The following is a 21,743-nucleotide window of genomic DNA, read 5'->3' on the forward strand; positions in this document are numbered from 1 at the left end:
AAGATTCTGTTCATCTCAACCCAAGATTTCCCCCGAATTGATGCAGCTTCGATACAAATTCTTGCTTGCCGTCCTTTCGCTGTCGCTGTTTGGCTTTCTCACCAACATCTCCGGGGATACCGGCGGCCCCATTCTCTTCAAAATTGCGGACGATTCAGATCGGAACTACACAACGGTAGGCAACATCGGTCTCACGATAACCAATTTCGGCACCATCGGAACCCGCAACGCATACTGGAGCGAGGGCCAGCCGTCATGTGAATATCCCGTTGGGTCCCGCATCGAACATCTCTATCAAGGAGGACTCTGGGTCGGGGCGGAAATCAAGTCGCCAAATCCGGCACGCGACGGGCTCCGCGCAGTGAGTACCGGCTCATCAAATACCGTCTCCACCGTAACCGGAAGGGGATTCGAATTTGTTTCGATACCGGGAACATCAATCATTCAACGTTCATCTCTCTCTGAATCCCGCTACTTCGACACAAGCGCCATCAGCCACCAGGATTTCATCGGTTGGTACACTGATACGACGCCGCGAGACAGTTCCGAGCCAGACAGACCCGTGCCTCTCGGCATTACTGTCCGTCAGGAATCGTACGCCTGGAATTTTCCGTTTGCCGACGCGTTCGTCGTTCTCAACTACACAATCTACAACACGGGTCTTGACACGCTCGATTCTGTGTATGTCGGATTGTGGGATAATGCTGTTGTCCGGAATACGAACAACGTCCGGCCGGGAACCGCAGGCTATTTTGAACGCGGGGCGAACGGCTATGCTGACACGCTTCGCATGAAGTATTCTTTTGATTTTGACGGCGTGCCAACTCCTCCGGCCGCAGGGAGTTACATTGGCATCAAGCTGTTGGGCATGACGCCGTTTCCGATAGGGGTGGATTCACTTGGGAATTTGGGCCCCAAAACATACTACAACGCCTGGCGTTTTTCGACGACGGCCGCGGGTGATCCGGCGTATTTCTCGCCGTTGCTTGATTTCGGAACGGTTGCAGGCGAGCGCAGCCGGTACGATCGAATGTCTGCTTCTCTTCCTCCCGACAGGATAGCTCCTTTGCGTACCCGCGCCGACAACATGACGACTCTTCTTACGACCGGCCCGTTTCATTCGCTGTTGCCGGGTGATTCGTTGCAGGTGGTGTTCGGGGTGATTTGTGCCAGGAAATTCGGCCCCGATGCGGCAAATCTCGATACGCGTGAACAACGCCGAACTCTCTATACGAATGCGGGCTTCGCACAGCAGGCGTACGACGGGGAAGATGTAAACGGGAACAATATTCTTGATCCGGGAGAGGATCTTAACGGGAATGGCATTCTCGATCATTTTATTCTCCCCCAACCTCCCCGATCACCAAAGGTGAAGGCAGTTGTCGAGAGTCAGAAAGTGACAATCTATTGGGACAAATCGACGGCGGAGCTTTCGGTGAATCCGATTACGCGACGACAGGATTTCGAGGGATACAGAATTTACCGCTCGAATCCGGGGGCGGATTTCATCGATCCGACAAATGTTCTTTTGAATCTGACGCTCGTCGGAGAATTCGACAGACCCGACAACACCATCGGGTACAACACGGGCTTCAGCAGAATTCTTCTTCCCCAAGCGCAACGGTTTCCGGGAGATACCGTAGATTATTGGTATAGATTTCCACCAACAGGGGAGAGCATTCCTCATCTCAACGGGTGGCAGTACATTTACGGCGTTGCGTCGTACAGCCAGGGCGATTCGGCGTTGTCACTTCCGTCTCTTCAGAGCAGAACGGAGATTCGCCGTGTCATCCCCGGAACAGATACGGTGGATGTTGCGAATCTCAAAATCGGCGTCTATCCGAATCCCTATTATGCAAATGCATATTGGGATGGCGGAACCGAACGATCACGGAAAATCTACTTCTACAATCTTCCTCCGCGATGTGAAATCAAAATCTACACGCTGGCGGGCGATGTTGTTGCAAACCTTCAGCATGAAGGGGCAACGTACGACGGCGGAACAATGGAGTGGTTTCAACGATTCGGCAGCACGCAAACACCGATTCAGTTTTCCGGAGGCGAGCATGCGTGGGATTTGATTACAAAATTCGATCAGGCTATTGCCTCGGGATTGTATCTCTTCACAGTTCGCAACAGCGACACGGGTGATGTGAAGACGGGGAAATTCCTGGTGATAAAATAAGAATGTGTAGTGAATTAACTTTTTCTTTCAGTAAAAATATAGGAGGGATGTTCATGGGAGTATCTAAGAAATTTCTACCGATCCGGCTGTTGGCCGGATTGGTTCTGTTGTCGCTGATGGTGTTCCCGCATGCGAACGCCACGACACACACGATCACGTTTACTTGTTGCGAGTACACACCATCGTTTCTGCAGGCATCGGTCGGCGATACGATCCGGTGGCTGGGTGAATTCGGCGACCATCCGCTCAGTTCAACCACGATTCCTTCCGGAGCGGCGCCGTTTTCCGCAAACTCGGGATCATCATTTTCCTATGTGATTCAGGTGGCCGGATTGTACAACTACCATTGTGACTTCCACCAGCCCAGTATGGCGGGATCGTTCAATGCAAATCCTTCAGCCCAATATCCGCTTGTGACGATACGCCAGATTCAGGAGGTTTCGCTTGATTCTCTTCGCCTTCTGGATACCCTGCAGCGAACGCAGACACTGCGTTGGACGTTGCAACGATCTCCGTACTATCAGGATACGGTGAGGGTGCGGGGCGTTTGCGTAGTCCCTGCGAAGGTAATCGGGTTCACGGCAAGCGGGTTTAATATGCTGATTGCCGATACGGCAAATCCCAATGAATGGGGGGGATTATTCGTTCGTCCGAATTTGAGTACAGGTTCGCCGGACACAACGCTTGCTATTCAGTGGGGTATATTGAATGTCGAGCCGGGTGATTATGTCGAGTTGACGGGCTACATTGATGAATTCCCGGCAGGCGATCCGGTGAGCGCGACGCAAATAGTACCGCTGTATAGTGAACCGCTCACGATTCTCGGTTCAGCTCCGGTTCCTCCGCATGCCAACAAACTCACATCGGATTTCTATAAGGGAATCTTCCCGAGCGGAGGTCCCAACGGGATACAGTTCTCTACAGGTGAGCCGATGGAGTTCATGCGGGTTACGCTCCGGAATCTGCAGGTTGTCAGCACATTGAATGCAACCAACGGGACTTTCAATATGGTCGATCAGTCGGGCAATGCGATCTCCACAATGGATGCATCGAAGTGGTTTACTACCCGTGCCCATCGAGATCCGACATCAACGTATGCATTGCCCCCGGCCGGCGCTGTAGTCGACTCGATCAAAGGGTACATCATGACGAACAGCGGGCAGGAAGCGCCCCGGGGATACCGCATTGCTCCTGTGTATCCGGGTGATATTGCGTACGGGGCGGTGGTTTTGCCCGTTCTTTCTACCCACCGGCGTAATCCGATTGTGGTTCCGCCCGATTCAACTCCTGTTGTTAGTCTCCGTGTTGCCCGCGGCAGTGTCGGAATTGCAAGCGTGCAGTTGCGCTACAGTCTCAACAATGACGCGTTCGTGAATGTGCCCATGACATTCACTGCGTCCGATACAACATACAGGGCATCCATTCCGCAGCAAGTGGCCGACACATTCGTGAAGTACTACATTAATGTTATGGACTCGGCGGGCAACAATGTGAAGTTGGCAAGTTCCGCCTTCGATGGAAGCCAGTCCGATACGGTCCGCGGTTTCTTCTTCTACAACGTGCTCAACAGACCGCTCACCATTCGCGACGTGCAGCAAACCCCGTTCCTCAATGGCAGAAGCGGATACATTGGAGCCCGCGTGACACTGCGCGGTGTGGTTACAGCCGATACGGCAAGTCTTGTGCTGCCTCCGACCAGATTCCGCGGAACGAACGTGTGGTACATGCAAACCGGCAACCAGCCGTGGTCGGGAATTTGGCTGCACAACGATTCGCTTTCTCTTGAACTGCAGGCCCTGAGAAACGGTGACAGTATCAGCGTCACCGGAACAGTTGCCGAGGATTTTGACGTCACACGGTTGCAGGCTTTGACACCGCCGACGATTCATACGTCAGGTAATCCGGTTCCCGCTCCGATTGTGCTGACAACGAATACCTTTGGCGCAGGCGTTGGAAACGGAACGCCTTCGGCTGAACAGTGGGAGGGAATGCTGGTGCAGTTCAACAACGTGGTTCTGTCGGATACCATGCCGACATTCCAGGAGATTTATGAATTCGGTGTGAACGACGGTTCCGGACAGGTTATTCTGCGTCGGGACGGCAGGCATCACTTTACAACAACAAGTCTCGATCCGACACCCGGACTTGTACAGATTCCGCCCGGCTCGCAGATTTCGTTCCTGCGCGGCATCGTGTATTATTCCGGTAATGCGTACAAGGTTGTGCCTCGTGCCAACTCCGATTTCGGAACAATCACCGGAGTCTCGCTGACATATACACCGGCCATCCCGACGGAGTTCGGCCTGAAGCAGAATTATCCGAATCCCTTTAACCCTTCAACTACCATTGAGTTCAGTCTGCCCAAGAGCGAGTTTGTCACGGTAAAAGTGTACAACACGCTCGGACAAGAGGTGGAGACTCTGGTCAGCGGAGTACAGGAGGCGGGTACATATACGGCACGTTTCGACGCGTCGCGATTGACGTCGGGCGTGTACTTCTATCGGTTGCAAGCCGGCCAATTTTCACAAACGAAGAAAATGATCCTCGTAAAGTAATGAGAACTGGGCGGGCCTTTGTGCCCGCCCGTTTCCGTATGAAATCACTTCACGTCATAGTGCTGGTGTCGCTTTCGCTTTCGTTGCTTCACTGCAACGAAAAGATGGATGACAGTCCCAAGGCAAACCAACTGCCGAGATCATTCCTCTGGTTATATCCCGACTCATCTGTAGGGATTGGTGTGAGCCGCCAGCATCTTCGTTGGTGGGGTGAAGATCCGGACGGTGTCGTCAGGGGATATTTGGTCGGATTTGTGCCCTTCAGGTTTTCCGGCATTCCGAATCCCGACACAATCCGCTACACGTGGACTTCGGAGAATGACACCGTCATCCAGTTCCCCCTTGACACACTCTTCCGATACTATACGGTGTTTGTTCGAGCGGTCGATAACACGTTCCCCGGTTTGCCGGAAAAGAGCATCGTTCGACTTACGCCAACGCCGTATATTGACCGGAACGAAAACGGTGTCTTCGATGGCGGGGACGAGGCTCTTCCGGGGATATCCGCAGCAATGGATCAGATCGGGACGTTTCTTGCTTTCCCGATTCGGAATACGCCGCCCACGATTGCATTTGCCCAGAATCCGAATGAGCCGGGAACTGCATTGCGCCTTCCCGATTCAACCTATACCGCGGTCAGTATCGGCTTCAAAGGTATGGATGCAGACGGCGACAACACGTTGGCGAATTACCGCATAGCGTTGAATGACACGTCGAATCCCGCGAACTGGCTTTCCTTGCGTTTGCGGGATACGCTGGTAACGCTGGTTGTGCCGCGTTCACGAAGTGATATTGCGCCGGAAATTCCGGGAACTGAAGTGACGGCTGATGTGTATTCAGGAAGATTTCTCGGCAGACAACTTATCGGCCAGTTGCCCGGATTACGTCTTGATGCCCCGAATGTTGTGTTTCTGCAAGCGTGGGATATTGCAGGAGAAGCAAGTCCGGTTATCCGCATTCCTTCTTCAACAGATTCGTGGCGGGTGAAACGGCCGCGAGGGAAAGTTCTGCTCGTTTCCGACTACACACGAAATGACAGCGGGCTCGCCCGTTCGACGTATGTCAATACGCTGCGCGCGGTTCCTGATCCGCAATTTGACCAAATCGACTTCCTGAACATTGCCGCCGGAATTGATATTACGAGAAAACAGCGCGGTGAAGTCAGTCGCATGGTGCCGCCCTACGTGGATCCGGCTCTGGTAAACACATTCCTTCTGTATGATTTTGTGTTCTTGTACACAGACGAGATTCCGTCACTTTCTGTCATTCAATCGGTTCCCTTCTATTACCTTCAAAACGGAGGGAAGATGCTTTTCTCCGCGATGTTCTCCGCGGATTTCACGCTGTTCAATCCGACAGCAATTCTGCGCGAGTTCGCTCCGATTGACAGCGTCTCGAGCGTATTTCTTGGAACGCCGCATCCGTTCCCGTCGCCGGGCGACAACAGAATACGCGGGGCCTCGAAACTCTACCCGGACTCGAGCATAGCGACGAATATCTATCCCCGATTAGCGTTTAATGGCACGCGTTCCACCACGCACCTCTTCTTCTGGCGTGATATGTATCGCCGGACTGATGCCCGTGTGATTTACTATCTTGAGCCCGATTCTCTCTCACCCATTCGATACAACGCCGTTGACCCGAGAGGAGAAGGGGATACGTTCAGGCCCAAAGTTGCTGTCGTTGACGGACAGGGCCGCATTGCCTTTTTCGGTTTGCCGTTGCATTTGTTGAACAATACCAATGAAGGAAATCAGGGACTGACGCCGCTGTTCACAAAGCTCTTCACACAGCATTTCAGTCCGTATCATCGAGTCGATAGAAGAAAATTCTGATGCGATTCCGTTTCACATATCTTCTTGCGTTTCTCGTATTTCTGGTTACCGAGTATTCCCTTGCACAGACTGGCGGGAAAGGGAGAATTGAGGGGAGAGTCCTTGATGCGAAAGGAACTGAAGGCTTGCCGGGGGCAAACGTTGTTCTCAAGGGAACCTACCACGGCGGGTCATCGAACATCGACGGGGTTGTCAAGATCGAAAACGTGAATCCCGGTTCGTACACGATTGAAGTGACACTGCTCGGGTATAAAGTCGTTCAGTTTACGAATATCAAAGTGGAGGCCGGCCAAACAGCCCGCTTCACGGCGCGGATGGAAGAGACAGTTCTCGCAATGGACAAGGAAGTGATCGTGATAGGAGAAAAGCCGCTGTTCGATATCGAGGAAACGGCGAGCCGGCGTTCAGTTGGGCAGCAGGATATCCAAGCTGCGGCACTGACGAAGGTGGAAAATATCGTCGCATTGCAGCCGGGCGTTGTGTTTTCCGACAACGAGATTCATATCCGTGGCGGGAGAACGCATGAAGCGGCGTTGTTGCTCGATGGTGTGTCGATACAAGATCCTCTGGCGGGAACAGGGTTCGGCCTGCAGGTCAGTCCCGGCTCAATTCAGGATGTTGAAGTGATTACCGGCGGCTACAATGCCGAGTACGGGCAGGCCACATCGGGGATCGTCAGTATCACCACACGGGAGGGTTCCGAGAAGTACAGCGGTTCGGTTTCCTACAAACTCGATCACTTCGGGCTGAACAAGAACGCCCGCTCTAACTGGAATACCGACAATTTCGACATGAGTTTGAGCGGACCGGAGCCTCTTACCACGTATCTTCTTCCGGCGTTGGGGATTGAGATTCCAGGATCGATGAGTTTCTTCGGGACGGTATTTGCCAAACGCAGCGATGACTATACACGCTGGGTACAGATTGCTGACGGCCAGGGGAGGCCCGCTGGCTATGTGGTGCAGGCACCGAACGGCCTCTACTCATCCATCTTTCCTTCGGGAGGAGGGTCAAGTTTCTCGCCCCGGCGGAACAACGACTATTCGATGCTGGCAAAATTCACGTACAAGCCCACCGGAACCGTGAAGCTTTCCTACACATTCAATCAGTCAGTTGTCATCAATCAGAACACGCAAACGATACAGGCAACACTCGACCGCGTGGAGCCGAACCCCGGTTATCAATATCTCTTTCAGTTTATACCCGATAGCGCAAACACGTTCACGCAACGGAACATACAGCACGCACTATCCTGGACGCATACACTGAGCAAGGAAATGTTCTATGATGTTCGCATCAGCCGGTACACTGCCCACATTCGCGGCGATGCAAACGGCAAGGATTTCAGCCAGTATATCGAACCGCAGGATATTGTGACGTTTCCGATCCGCTACTACAATCAGAATACCGACACGGTCGGCGTGATTCCGGGTGACGGTTTCTATGATATAGGGGCGCCCAGTTCGTACCGCGACCAGTATGCATCGGAAATCACGCTGAAGTTCGACTTGACGAACTATTTCAGCGAGCGCAACAAGTTCAAAACCGGCGTCGAGCTGCGGTTCCAGGAATTGCAAATGGTGGATATCTTCAGGCCGTGGATCAAGCCGCAGGGATTCGACAACGACATCTACAACGTCAATCCCGCACTCGGCGCGTTATACGTTCAGGATAACATCACATTAAAAGGGATGATATTGAATGTCGGGTTGCGACTCGACTATTGGCTTCCGGGAAAGTATGTTGATGACATTGCGAGCGATACATCGAGTTCCCTAATTGTCTCGCCCGGATTGCGCAAGCAATATCTTGACAATACATTCAGTTTGTTCGGGAGAAGAGTGAAGGCGAGAATGAGTCCGCGTCTCGGTATCTCGCATCCCATTTCGGACAATCAAACCCTGTTCTTTTCATACGGGCATTTCTCGAAATTCCCGCGTCCACAGTATGTCTACTCGAAACTCAACCGCACGAGCGTCCGGTCGAATACCGCCGCCGTCGGCAATCCCGATTTGAATCCCGAAACAACCGTTGCCTATGAACTCGGCGTCCGCAATCAACTTTCGGGGAATGACGTTCTCACTGTGACGGCGTATTATAAAGACATATTTGATTACATCACGGAGAAGACTGTTCGCAGAACATCCGGTCTCGGCGGCACGCAATTCTACTCGACAAACCTTAACGCCGACTACGCACGTGTGAAGGGGATCGAGGCAGAATACAAGAAGCGTATCGGCAATTGGTTCAGAGGCTCGCTTTCAGGCTCGTATTCCATTGCTACCGGCAAGAGTTCATCGCCGAACGAGAATTCCGTCCGCTTGCAGGAAGGGGAGCCGGAAAACATCAAGGAACGGTTCCTGATTTGGGACAGGCCGGTGCAAGTGTCGGCAAATTTCAACTTCACAGTTGCGAAAGATGAACCGCTGTTCGGTTTTGCTCCCGGCATTCTTGACGACTATAATCTTTTTGTACGCGTGTTCCTCCAATCCGGCAAGCGGTATACGCCCCAACGGCTTCTGGGCACAAACGCCATTACCGGACGGCCGGAATGGATTACCGATATTGAACGCATCAACGAGGGTCGCGGCGAAAACTGGTTTACGGTGGATATCAATTTTGAGAAGTATTTCGATCTCGGATTTGCGCGCCTGATCGCGGCAATCGAGGTTCAGAATCTTCTCAACAACAAAAACTCTCAAATCATCAATCCGGTAACGGGCCGTGCATACGAGTATGGAGACCCGACCCCGCTCAGTTGGAACGACCCGGTATATCCGCAGCTGACGGGCAACGTATCGCCATACCCGTATGACCCCGCACGATACAGGGAACCGCGGACAATGCGGCTCAGCCTTGCGTTGAGATTCTGATGAAGAGACTCCTTGTTCATATTGTTCTGCTCTCTGTGTTTGTGTCGCACGGCGTCGCGCAATTGGTGCCGAACCTGGGAGGACAGCGCGCCGGTATTTCAGCTTTCCAGTTCCTCAAAATCGGCGTTGGTGCACGCGGCGTCGCGATGGGCGAATCATTTGTGGCTGTTGCCAACGATGCATCGGCGTTGTTCTGGAATCCTGCCGGACTTGTAGATGCGCAGCAACATCAAGTTATTGCGTCACATGCAGAGTATCTCGTCGATATCAGGCACGAGTTCCTCGGTATTTCGTACCGCCTTGGAGAGAATGACGCGGTCGGTGTTTCATTTTCTTCCCTTCATATGAAGGATATGGAAATCACGACGGAACTTCAGCCCTTCGGTACGGGAAGGTATTTCTCGTTCGGCGATATCGCCATCGGGCTTACCTACTCGAAGAAGATGACGGAACAGTTCAGTTTCGGCGCAACCGTCCGGTATGTTGAAGAAACCCTCGACATTCTGAAAATGCGGTCAGTGATGGTGGATCTGGGAACGTTGTACTGGACCGGACTCGGTTCTACCCGCTTTGCGGTTACCATCTCGAATTTCGGTTCGGATGTCGAACCCAAAGGAAACCTGACACAGGCGAGCGGTGTCAGCGTCAGTTCCTTCCAGTCGTTTTCGTTACCGACGATCTTCAAGTTGGGTGTGGCAATGGAAGCGATGGAAACGGAGGATTCACGCCTGACAACATCGCTCCAGCTCAATCACCCCAACGACAATTCCGAGCATTTCCGGCTGGGGCTGGAATACGCGTTCAAGAACACATTGTACCTCCGCGGAGGAGTCAAACGGACTATCGGGCAGCGGCTGTTCGGGCAGGATGAAACATCACCTGAAGATTTCACCTTCGGCGCAGGCTTTGCGGTCGATCTTGCCGGGCTTACACGCGTGAATGCCGATTACGCATTTGCCCGTTTCGGAGACCTTGGTTCTGTGCATCGAATCTCCATTGCATTCACATACTGAGCGATGAAATTCACATCAGACATCTTTTTCATCTCGCTGATTCTCCTGTCAATGCTCGTCGGATGTCAGGAGAAACCGCCTTTGTTGGAGCCGGTTTCTGATACGGTGTTCGATACCGCGTATGTCGAACTGACTCCGGGCTTCAGCGGCTTTACAAGGCCTGAGGATATTCTCATCGGCAACGATCAGTTGCTGTATGTCGCCGACACGTATGGCGAGGAATCTGGACGTATCGTGATGATGAACAGGGCGGGACAGATTCTAGGCACGAAAGCGATGCTGCGACCGATGTCGATTGCGCAAGATAGCCGGCTTGATCTTTTAGTGGGGGGAATGGTTGTTGCGGCCAACGGCGACAGTGTCGGGGCTGTATTCCGGATTCATCTTGTCGAAGTACAGCATCAACTTGATCAGGCGCGGGTTGATACGATCTGGAGAGAACTTGCACGCCCGGCACGCCGTTTTCCCGGGATTACCGTGTTCGGCGACAACACGTATCTCGTTGTTCGAGACGGCCCCGATAATTCGAGTTTCATTGACCCCGATGCCCTCGTTCTGCAGTTCGACAAGAATGACCGTTTCGTTACTCCGGTAGCGTCGTTAACGACCCGCTCGGGAAGCGGCATCACGGATATCTTCCGGCCGACTGCCATTGCGTCGTTTACCGGTTCGAGAGACTTCATCATAGCACAGCAACAGAGTTTTGTTTCGTACGGGGCGCTATGGATGATCTATCAGAATACGCCCGAGTTTGAAGGCTGGCTGCCGAGGTTCGATCCTGCCCGTACCGCCGACAGGGGCGTTGATTTCATCAGGCCGAACCGCTACAGCTACCCCTCAGCCGTTGCCATCGACAGAACACGACGGGATGTTTTTGTGGCCGATGCTGATCTCGACAGTGTCTTCAAGTTCAACAGTCGCGGTACGTTCAAAGTGGAATCATTCGGAAGAGCGAAGTCCGGCGGCTCCATGGTGCGGCCTACCGGTCTTGCATACTTTGAAAGGGTCCTGTACGTGCTTGACGGCGACAGGGGAGAAGTTCTGCGCTTCCGCTTGACGACGGATGTGCAGCGATAAACTGCTTGCAAAGAGTCTCTGTTTTTCCTAAATTCATTCGGTTTTTATCATGTTCGGAGAGGTGGGTGAGTGGCCGAAACCAGCGGTTTGTCCGTCCCGTTCGATGGTCAAGCTTAGGAACGGGACGAGATCTCGTCACGCAAGGCGTGACGGACTAAACCGCCGTATGGTCCAAGAGTTTAATTTTAAGAAGCGAGATTTTCCAGTTCATTGTTTCATTTCGGAGAGGTGGGTGAGTGGCCGAAACCAGCGGTTTGCTAAACCGCCGTAGGGTGTAAAACTCTACCGAGAGTTCGAATCTCTCCCTCTCCGCCACAATGGGAGTCCCAACCCTGTAGAAGGGTTGGGACTTTTAATTTGGAGGTTGCTTGATGGCGTATCATGTATACATTTTGTTTTCACGTCTGCATGAGCGGACGTATGTGGGTCAGACAGAAGACCTGGAAAACCGTGTCCGGCACCATAATGCAGGGCGAGTGCGGTCGACGAAAGCCTACCGGCCTTGGGAGGTTCTGCACAGCGAATCCTACTCGACACGCGCTGAAGCAATGCAACGGGAGCAATGGTACAAGAGTCCGCAAGGGAGAAGGGCATTGAAAGAGCTTCTCTCTCGGGCGATTGCCTCCAGCGGTTTGTCCGTCCCGTTCGATGGTCAAGCTCAGGAACGGGACGGGATCTCGTCACGCAAGGCGTGACGGACTAAACCGCCGTAGGGTGTAAAATCCGTCCCGAAGTGATGTACCAGTGTATCGGGGCGGGATCTGCCGGGTGGATCTTTGTTAGGGACTCTACCGAGAGTTCGCCGTCCCGTACACGGGACGAGCCTCGATCCCAATCGGGATCGGGAATCTCTCCCTCTCCGCAAGACTACGCCCCGCCAAAAAACGGCGGGGCTTCGTCCTGCTGGCAGCCTGTGTTCCCGTCAAAAGGCGAATGCGGGCGTAGTCAGCATAACCGACGAAGCCGCTTCTCAGGCGCAGTCGATCTCTCCCTCTATAGCAAGGCAACGCCCTGCGAGAAAACGGCAATGCCTTGTCTTTCGGGCATACGGCAGGCATTGAGCTTGCCTTTTCCTTTTCCCTTCCTCCCATAATTCCAAGCGACGGCGGTCACATTTTTTGGCAGGGGCTTTGTGTTTCAAGGGTTTTTTTCTCATTTTTGTCTCGGGGTTTACACACTTCGCTCTCCGTCAACATTGGTCGCAGAACACATTTGAACACATTCAGTGGTATGACTTCTCATCGGGTCACGGTTTTGCTCGCCGGCATTTCACTGCTGATTGCCTCGCCAGATTCGCATAACTCGCTCAGTGCGCAAACCAGGGCCCAACTCAAGCAACAAGCGGAGGGCAGGCTCAAGGAAATGTCCCCCGACGAAATTGAACGAAAGCTGAAAGAATACGGCATCTCACGTGAAGAAGCCGTCAGAAAAGCAAAAGAACTGAACATCAGTCTGGAAGAATACCTTGCAAAGCCCTTGCAGGTTGAGCCGCAATCCGGCGTGTCACTATCCCGCCCTCAACTTCAACCTGAACCGGTACATGTCAGCAAGCGCAGTGATGACACAACCGCACAGCGTCCGCTCTTGCTCATTCCGGGCCTATCAGACCGGAATGGGGTTGACAGTCTTCAGCCGTTCGGGTATGAGATTTTCCGTCTTCCTTCCTCTGCATTTGAACCTGTTCTTAATCTGTCGAGTCCGCCATCATACGTGCTCGGGCCGGGCGATGAAGTCGTCATTACCGTGTGGGGTGAAACAAAGCTGAATTACCAGCTTCAGATCAATCGTGAGGGAAATGTTGTCGTGCCGGATGTCGGGCCGGTCAGCGCGAACGGCGCCACCCTTTCCGAGTTCAGAGAGAGGCTGCTGCGGCGAATGGGCTCCATCTATTCGGGATTGGACAGCCGCTACGGTACACCGAATACGTTTCTTGATGTTTCGCTCGGAAAACTCCGGACCATTCAGGTTTTCGTATTAGGAGAGGTAGCAGCGCCCGGAAGCTACTCGATCTCTTCCTTTGCGACAGCGTTTACGGCACTGTACGTGGCAGGCGGACCCGGTGTCACCGGAACCCTCCGTGATGTGCAGATCATGCGCAAGGGAACCGCAGCAACGTCACTCGATATGTATGACTACATCATCCGGGGAGACAACTCCAAGGATATCCGGCTTCAGGATGGCGATGTGGTGTTTGTGAAGCCCGCACTCAGACGCGTTGCAGTTATCGGGGCGGTCACGAGGCCGGCAATCTATGAATTGCGCGCCGGTGAGACACTCGGCGATCTTCTTTCCCTTGCAGGAGGCTTGCGCTTCGATGCATACCACAACAGAATTCACATTGAGAGGATTGTTCCCTTCGATCAGCGAACTGCATTCGACAAGAACATCCTCGACATGGATGTACTGTCCGGCTCGCTTGCGGAAGTGCAACGAAGCAACACACGATTGGAAGATGGCGATGTGATCTCGGTATTCAAGATTTCTGACCTCGTACAGAACCGGGTCAGCATTACGGGCAATGTCAACAAACCGGGACGCTTCGAACTGCGGGCGGGTATGAGAATCAATAATCTGATTCTTGCCGCGGACAGTCTTCAACGCAACACGTTTTCCGAGCGCGGAACGCTCTTCCGCATGTTGCCGAATCTGAGACGGGAAATTCACGCGTTCAATCCGAGGCTTGCACTGGAGGGGGACGATGCGCATAACCTCCTGTTACAAAACGAAGACAGCCTCATCATTTACAAAGCGAGCCAATTCTTCCCCGAACAGACGGTAACAATCAGCGGTGCGGTACGCAAGCCGGGTGTGTATCCGCGCAGCGAGAAGATGACCGTTGCAGATCTTGTTGTGTTGGCCGGCGGACTCAAGGAGAATGCGTCAAAGAAGGGTTGGGAAATTTCACGCATAGATACAACGAAACTCGGCACATACAGCACCGTGTACCGGCTTGATGTCACGCACGACTACTGGGACGCAAACAACGGACAAGGGTTTGCTCTCAAGGATTTCGACTTCGTATCGGTGCCTGTTGACCCGCGCTTCACCCAAAACAAGCTCGTGGTTCTTTCAGGACACCTCATGAACCCCGGTGCTTATGCGCTGCAGTATGAAGGGGAGAGGCTCGTGAATGTTATTCGCAGGGCAGGCGGACTTCGACCGAGCGCATTTCCGGGCGCATCCCGGTTTCACCGCAAGCAGAATGCAACCGGTATGATCCCCATTGATTTTGAGAAGGCGCTCAATGATACACTTGCACGGGACAACATTGTGCTGAATGAAGGCGATTCGATTCACGTGGCTTTTCACGAGGACGTCGTGTATGTGTACGGCGAGGTGTTTGCCCCTTCCGCTATTCTCTACAAGAAAGGCGAAAGCGTGGAGTACTATATCCGTCAGGCCGGAGGGTTCAAGCAAGAAGCGGACGAAAGCCGTGTTGTGGCGTTCCTGCCGAGCGGCAAAAAGTACGAGCCGGGTTGGTTCTTCCTGGGCGATCCCGAACTTCCTCCGGGGAGCACAATCAGCGTCCCGAAGGTAATTGAAAAGGAGGACAAGACGTTGCCGACACTTGGGAACCTGGCAACTATCCTTGCAAGCCTTGCGGCAATTACGGTGGCGATCGTTCAAATAAGCAAATAGTGAGCGAGCAGGATTGAAGAGTACGATGTCCGCAGGTAACAAGAGGCAACCGGAAAGCAATCAGCTTGCTGTCAGGTCGCTGTCAGATGGCTATCAGATGGTCGGACGAAGGGTAGATGTATGCAGTCATGGGCTACGCAATGTAGCGTACGCTGTAGTTTGAGCACAAGAATGGTTGGTCAGCCGCTTGCTGAAAGCGCTTCATTTCCCCCCCAGCAACGATCGTAGTCATGTGTTCGACATCTGTTATTCGTCCGCTACTCGCCAAGTTACTGCTTGCTACTTGTTGGTACCGCCGCTTTTGCAGCGTACGCGGAATAGAGTAGCCGGGCAACAGACAGCACGTCCGGTTTGTCCACGAGATGAGAAAAAGTACCATGAGCACATCAGATTCACACAACACAGCAGAACCGGAAGGGCCGACACTCCAGGAAATCCTCATCCCCATCTGGGCGAACAGGAAGAAGATTCTCCTCATTTCGTTCGTGGTTGCACTTGTCACGTTGGGGATAAACTTCCTGCTTCCCGTGTATTACAAATCCACCGCAACACTTCTGCCCGAAACGCAAAAAGACAAACTCTCCGCCCTCGGGCAGTTTGCCGATATCGCAAGTCTTGCAGGCGTGAGAGTACCCGGTAGCGAGATTGCGAGACTCTATCCAACGATTATTTCGAGCGAAACCATTTTGCGGAATGTTGTTGAAAAGAAATACCATACGCAGGAATTCCCGAAACCGGTGAACCTCATCGAGTACTTTGAGTTCGACGAAGAGACTCCACAAAAGAACATGTTCGAAGCGCTAAAGAGGTTGCGCGTATTGATCGCAGCCGGTTATGACAGCAAAACGAGCGTAGTGAACGTTTCTGTGGAAATGCCAGAGGCGCAACTTTCTGCTGACGTTGTCAACACGATTGTTGCGGAGCTTGATCTGTTCATGAGGAACAAGCGTACGACAAGCGCATCCGAACAAGTGAAGTGGATTGATGTGCGGCTTGGCGATGTGACGAAGGATCTGTCGAAGGCCGAAAACGCACTGATGGAATTTCGTGAAAGAAACAGGCGCGTGGCCGATTCGCCTGAGCTTCTGTTGAAGCAAGAACGTCTGGCGCGTGACGTGCAAGTGAACTCCACAATATTTGTGGAATTGAAGAAGCAATACGAACTGGCGAAGCTTGAAGAGATTAAGAACATTACCATCGTGAACATCCTTGACCCAGGGCGAGCGTCGGTACGGAAGGCTCGGCCTGCAAGACTTATCAATACCGGGATTGCATTTCTATCTGTCCTCGTTCTGCTCTCGGTGTACCATGGCTTGAAATCACACTACATTCCAAGACTTTCTCGTTTCGTGTCAGCCGCTCGCCACTCGAGAACGCATAACGTGTAACATCTCGGGGCGATGCAACTTTATGAGACTCATGGCACGAAAGGTTATGCGTAATGGGCTGTTCAATGCCGCGGGTTGGCTCGTTGCCGTAACACTCTCGATTGTCAGCACGCCATATTTCGTATCCAAGCTTACAGCAGAAGGGTATGGACTGTATGTCCTAATGACAGGAATAGTGGGCTATTACAATCTGCTCGATCTCGGATTGGGTCAGGCGGTCATAAAGTTTGTTGCGCAGCATTGGACCAAAGACGAAACCGATGAGGTAAATGCGTCGATCAATGCGACACTGACTGTTCAACTTACGCTGGGGATAGTTGGTTCATCCGTTGTGCTTGTCATGTCTGACACACTCATCACGCTTCTCAATGTTCCCCTTACTCTTCATGGCGAGGCGCTAGCAGGACTCTACCTCTGTGCCGGAGGGTTCCTGATTACCATGGTCACAAGCACGTTCGCTTCGGTTCTTAACGGGCTTCAGCGATACGACATTACCGCGAAGACGAACATCATATCAAACACGGCCCTGATCACAGTGAGTGCGGGGGCATTGTTCGTGGGGTATGGATTGCGTGAACTCGTAGCCGTTACGGTTGCCTTTGCACTGGTCACGGGCGGCGTCTACTTTGTAGTGCTCAAGCGTTTGTTGCCAACGTGGACCCCTTCGCTCAGTTTTGCGCGCGCTATACTCACAAGGCTAGTTTCCTTCAGCGGATTCGTTTTTGTAGCCCAACTCTCAAACTTTGTGAGCAGCTATCTCGTGCGCGTGATGATCAGCATGATCCTGGGCCCCGCTGCAGTCACGCTCTACGTCATCCCTTCAAAACTCACCAGTGCTTTCGGGGGATTGCTCAGTAGCGGATTCTCGGTTCTCTTGCCCGCGGCCAGCGCCCTCCACGCGAGTGAGGAGAAGGAAATGATCCAGCGAGGGTTCGTGGAAGGATCGAGGCTTTTCGCATCGATTTCTGTTCCGGTTCTGCTGCTTCTGTTTGTCTTTGCCAGTCCGGTTCTCGACGTGTGGATGGGCCGTGAGTTTGCCGACAAAGCAACGACGGTTCTGCGAATTATCTCGCTTGCAAGTCTCATTGGTTCTCTCACAACCGTTCCGAACATGATGACGCTGGGGTTGGGCCATTCGAGAATAATCGCATACTTTTCGATCGCGACCTTGATTTCGTATTTGATCTCATTGCCATTGTTGACTTGGCTCTTCGGAGTGAACGGTACTGCCTGGGCAATGCTTCTCAGCTCTTTTCCTGGCGTTGTCCTCATTCTGTTTGAAGCAAAGAGAATTTTCAAGGTTGAGCCGCATAAGTATGCCCGGAGTGTGTTGGGATTTCATGTTATCCCGTTTGTTCTCGCGATAATCGTAGTGCTGTCGGCCATCCTTCCGATTGGAGAAGCCGGCATATTTATGAATCTTGCGATATGTTCAATATGTTATGCAGCCTATTTTGTTCTGATGATCTCGACGAAATGGCTGCCGATTCAAAAGTACGTGCGTTTGCAGTAGTATGGTAAAAAATCAGATCGGTGCAATTTACAAGGACTCATTCGGCAAGCGCCTTGCGAGGGTATTCAAAAGAGTCGTGAAGAACATTCACGAGGATGTTCAAACGCACCTGCATGATGTATTCGGCTATCCGGTTTTCTATAACGTGTGCAAACGGGTTCCCGATGGGCATCAACGCGCGTTGTTGGTATACGTGACGGAACCATTTAAGAGGAGAACCGGAGCAAGGCGACCGGTCTATCAGCAAAACATTTTGCAATCAAGACAGATTGCTTCGATCCTCGATCAACACGGTTTCGTTGTGGATGTGGCGGATGTACGCTCTCGACACATAAGGGCAGGGAAGAAGTATGATCTGGTAATCAGTCACAGCGTAGAGTCGAACGGGGTGCAAGAGGTCTGCACTCCTCACACGGTACGAGTGTATCTAGCTACGGGTATGAATCATCTAGTGCATAACAGGAATATTCGCCGTCGGCATCATAGGATGTTCAAACGGCGAGCGGTTGAGACATTCATAAGGCAGTTAAATTCTGAGGAATTGCCTTTTGTGCGGCATGCAGATAGAGTATTTGGTTTTGGAAACGAGTTCACCGCTGGGACATGGCACGAAATCAGTCAGTCCCCGGTATACTGCTTTAACAACTATGGTTTTCCGCACACCGTCTTCCGAGATCCAAGGCTACTGGTCGCAAATGCTCAGCGTAACTTTTTCTTCTTTGCGAGCGGGAGCCAGGTGGGAAAAGGCCTGGACCTCCTGTTGGAGGTTTTTACGAAACACCCACATCTCCATTTGTTCGTTTGCAGCGCATTCGAACGCGAGCCTGACTTTTGCCGCGTTTATCGGAAAGAGATGTTTGAAACAGCGAACATTCATCCGGTCGGCATCATTCATACTCGCAGCGCGGAGTATGCCGACTTGGTGGCGCGCTGTGCATTTGTCGTCCTTCCATCGAGCGCGGAAGGGCAACCCGGGTCTGTTGTTCAATGCATGTGGTCGGGGCTTATCCCGATTGTCACGAAGGAGACAGGCATAGATACGAAGGGAATCGGACTCACGTTTCCAGACGATGAGCTAAGCTCTATTGAGGCAACAATCCTCGAAGCGTCCGAGAAATCCGATCAGTGGGTTGGCGAACACTCAAGGATGACACGTGAGAGAGCGGAAGCAGAGTTCTCGGTCGAGGCCTTCGAATTGAGATGGAATCAACTGATCGGGGAGGTCAAGGAAGTCCTACGCCAACGAAGGGCAGCACGAGTATGAAAGTGTTTGTTGACGGAATCGTCTTTGGGCGGCAGTCAGTTGGGGGAATCTCAAGAACGTGGGAAGAGTTGCTCAAGCGATTTCCCAACTACGGTGTGGAAGTCGACGTGCTGTTACCTTGGCGAAAGACAAATCAATCGTTACAACGCGTATTGCCTTTATTGCGACAGCAGCGGGTGCGGAGCGATTTTTTCTATTGGCCATCGCGTTACTTCGAGCGGGTATCGTTGCGTGACCGGATTCTCAGATGTGTTTACCTGCCGTCTGACGTCGAGATCTTTCACTCGACATACTTCTCTACTGTCTACTCGACACGTGTGAAGAAGGTCGTGACCATCAACGATATGATTCCTGAACTGTACCAGCAGGAATACCGGAACGAGTGGACTCGATTTGGGATCGACGCCAAGCGACAAGTGTTGGAGAATGCTGATGCGATTGTAGCGATCTCAGAAAGCACAAAAACCGATCTCCTCAGACTCTATCCTTGGATTAGTGAATCGAAGGTGCGCGTGATCTACCTCGCGCACGCTCGAATTCAGACGGATATGCACTTTCGGGACGTGGCCCTGAAGCGAATGCTTTCTAACATAGAAGGACGGTATTTCCTTTTTGTTGGGACGCGAGCGGGGTACAAAAACTTTGACATACTCCTCTCCCTTGTGAAATCGTATTCATTCTTCAAGGGATTCAAGTTCCTTTGTGTCGGTCCTAGACTTGATGAGCCCTCGCGCAGGCGAATAGAAGAAGAAGACTTGTCTCAAAACTTCCTCTTCCTTAATGAAGTTGCTGATGAGGAACTTGCGGTTCTCTATTCTCGTGCCCTTGCTTTCGTGTTCCCTTCAAAGCATGAAGGCTTTGGACTACCTATCCTGGAAGCGATGGCGAACGGCTCCCCTGTCGTCTGCTCCAATAGCTCATCCTTTCCAGAGGTTGGAGGGGACGCTGCATTCTACTTTGATCCCAATTCAGTGGACTCACTCAAGGAAGCCTTGCACAGAGCGCTGGGTGCAGATCGACAGAAGATGATAGCGGCTGGACGTCGAAACGTTCAGCGCTTTTCTTGGGAGAGAGCCGTTGGTGAGATAGCATCGCTGTACAAAGAATTGGCTTAGCGCGGCATGGACCAGAGAATCAAACGCCGGCTTATTGTTGCGATGTGCCTACTGTCGGCACTCGGTGGGCTGAAAGTTCTCGGGGGCTGGGCCTACGCTCTCGCTCTATACCTTATTGTAATCATCCCGCTGTGGAAGAACGAAGGGAATAGGGATGACACCGGATCAATGTCGCGGTCATTCAAGCTACAAATTCTCGTCATAGTTTGCGTCATGACGATTAGGTTTTTTATGGATGCATTCGTTCAGCCAATCATCACGACTGGACCTTGGAAGATTGCTTACTTGTCGGGGTTGCTGTATCTGGCCTATTTCACGATGTATCGCTATCTCGACCGGGAAAGCTCGTTCTCGGTGATGCAACAACTCATTTACGTCGCGACAGCGATGAGCGTCCTGAATCTTCTTCAAGTCTTCGTTCCTTCATTCGAGATCATTGCGGGTACACGATCTGAAGTTGGTGAGTCGTTTGTTCGATACCAGAGCGTGTACTACCACTTCTCTGTTCTCTCGATACTGTTCATCGTGTACCTCCTCTCGAACATGAAGGTCGATTCCAAGGGTATCATGTCGTACGCAATCATGGGATCACTGAATTTCATTACAGTCATAATTACTGGGTACCGCGCCACCCTTTTTGTACTGCTCGCTTGCTTAGGCATCTACCTCTTAAGATTCTGGTCACGATTACATCTTAAGGCCAAGCTTGTTCTGTTTGTGCTATTGCTCCCGTTCCTATTCTACATATACAGCTATACAGTGGAAAGAAATATTGAGACCACTGAGTCCGACGAGACCGATACGAGCCTCGTGTATCGTCTGATTGAGGCTGGGATGGGAATCGACAAGTTAACAATCGATGATAGTTGGATTTGGGGAATTGGCTATGCCGATGGATTTCTGAACGAGTGGGGCGGCGTAGTAGGGGGCCAAGAGACATATTTCCTTCACAACGGCTATTTGAGCATCCTATACAACTATGGGGTCGTTGGTTCGATTGCTTGGACACTTCTTATGCTTACCGTCCTCGTATTCATTGTCCGCTATCTTAAACGCATGTGGCGCAGTCCAATCTATGTACTTCTATCACTCTATCTTGTAGGGCAGTTTGTGGTAAATTACTCAAGCGGAGTGTTCAACCGGGAACCGTCAGTTACGTTTTGCTTTTTCTTGGCGTTGGCACTTCTGGAGAAAACTGTGAAATACAGCAACAAAGAGGATCAATGGCAACCGGTACCACAGAATCTGAGACGAGTTTTCGCATGATGAAACCATTCCATTCCTCG

The 21,743-nt window shown here is 52.1% G+C and carries 13 protein-coding genes and 1 tRNA gene; all 14 read left to right on the top strand.

Features of this window, described 5'->3' with window-relative positions; translation table 11 throughout:
• The first annotated feature begins 40 nt into the window (after positions 1-40).
• The 14 genes from KF749_01725 (at position 41) to KF749_01790 (ending at position 21,723) form a co-directional block, all read left to right on the top strand.
• Positions 41-2,185 (top strand): hypothetical protein, encoded by a 2,145-nt coding sequence (locus KF749_01725; GenBank protein ID MBX2989866.1) that lies wholly within the window; start codon positions 41-43, stop codon positions 2,183-2,185.
• Positions 2,186-2,553: 368 nt separating this feature from the next.
• Positions 2,554-4,740, top strand: a complete 2,187-nt coding sequence (locus tag KF749_01730; GenBank protein ID MBX2989867.1) for a T9SS type A sorting domain-containing protein — start codon at positions 2,554-2,556, stop codon at positions 4,738-4,740.
• A gap of 38 nt (positions 4,741-4,778) precedes the next feature.
• A complete protein-coding gene (locus tag KF749_01735; GenBank protein ID MBX2989868.1) occupies positions 4,779-6,575 on the top strand; it encodes a hypothetical protein in 1,797 nt (598 codons plus the stop codon).
• Entirely contained in the window at positions 6,575-9,448 is a 2,874-nt protein-coding gene (locus KF749_01740; protein ID MBX2989869.1) for a TonB-dependent receptor, read from the top strand. The genes KF749_01735 and KF749_01740 overlap by 1 nt, the downstream gene beginning before the upstream one ends.
• Entirely contained in the window at positions 9,448-10,461 is a 1,014-nt protein-coding gene (locus KF749_01745) for a PorV/PorQ family protein (protein ID MBX2989870.1), read from the top strand. The genes KF749_01740 and KF749_01745 overlap by 1 nt, the downstream gene beginning before the upstream one ends.
• Positions 10,462-10,464: 3 nt before the next feature.
• On the top strand, positions 10,465-11,538 hold the full coding sequence (locus KF749_01750) for a hypothetical protein (protein ID MBX2989871.1): 1,074 nt from the start codon (positions 10,465-10,467) through the stop codon (positions 11,536-11,538).
• A 222-nt stretch (positions 11,539-11,760) separates the two neighbouring features.
• Positions 11,761-11,853, top strand: a tRNA-Ser gene (locus KF749_01755).
• A 56-nt stretch (positions 11,854-11,909) separates the two neighbouring features.
• Positions 11,910-12,233, top strand: a complete 324-nt coding sequence (locus tag KF749_01760; GenBank protein MBX2989872.1) for a GIY-YIG nuclease family protein — start codon at positions 11,910-11,912, stop codon at positions 12,231-12,233.
• Positions 12,234-12,768: 535 nt separating this feature from the next.
• Positions 12,769-15,177 (top strand): SLBB domain-containing protein, encoded by a 2,409-nt coding sequence (locus tag KF749_01765; GenBank protein ID MBX2989873.1) that lies wholly within the window; start codon positions 12,769-12,771, stop codon positions 15,175-15,177.
• A gap of 377 nt (positions 15,178-15,554) precedes the next feature.
• Positions 15,555-16,565 carry a hypothetical protein gene (locus tag KF749_01770; protein MBX2989874.1) on the top strand — a complete coding sequence of 337 codons (1,011 nt, stop codon included), beginning with the start codon at positions 15,555-15,557 and terminating at the stop codon, positions 16,563-16,565.
• Positions 16,566-16,596: 31 nt separating this feature from the next.
• A complete protein-coding gene (locus KF749_01775) occupies positions 16,597-18,078 on the top strand; it encodes a flippase (GenBank protein MBX2989875.1) in 1,482 nt (493 codons plus the stop codon).
• Between the two features lie 853 nt (positions 18,079-18,931).
• Positions 18,932-19,342, top strand: a complete 411-nt coding sequence (locus KF749_01780) for a glycosyltransferase (GenBank protein ID MBX2989876.1) — start codon at positions 18,932-18,934, stop codon at positions 19,340-19,342.
• Entirely contained in the window at positions 19,339-20,457 is a 1,119-nt protein-coding gene (locus KF749_01785) for a glycosyltransferase family 4 protein (GenBank protein ID MBX2989877.1), read from the top strand. Before KF749_01780 ends, KF749_01785 begins: the two co-directional genes overlap by 4 nt.
• Before the next feature lie 231 nt (positions 20,458-20,688).
• Entirely contained in the window at positions 20,689-21,723 is a 1,035-nt protein-coding gene (locus KF749_01790) for an O-antigen ligase family protein (GenBank protein MBX2989878.1), read from the top strand.
• The last annotated feature ends 20 nt before the right edge of the window (positions 21,724-21,743 follow it).

The organism is Bacteroidota bacterium (assembly GCA_019637975.1).
Taxonomy (GTDB): domain Bacteria; phylum Bacteroidota; class Ignavibacteria; order UBA10030; family UBA6906; genus CAADGV01.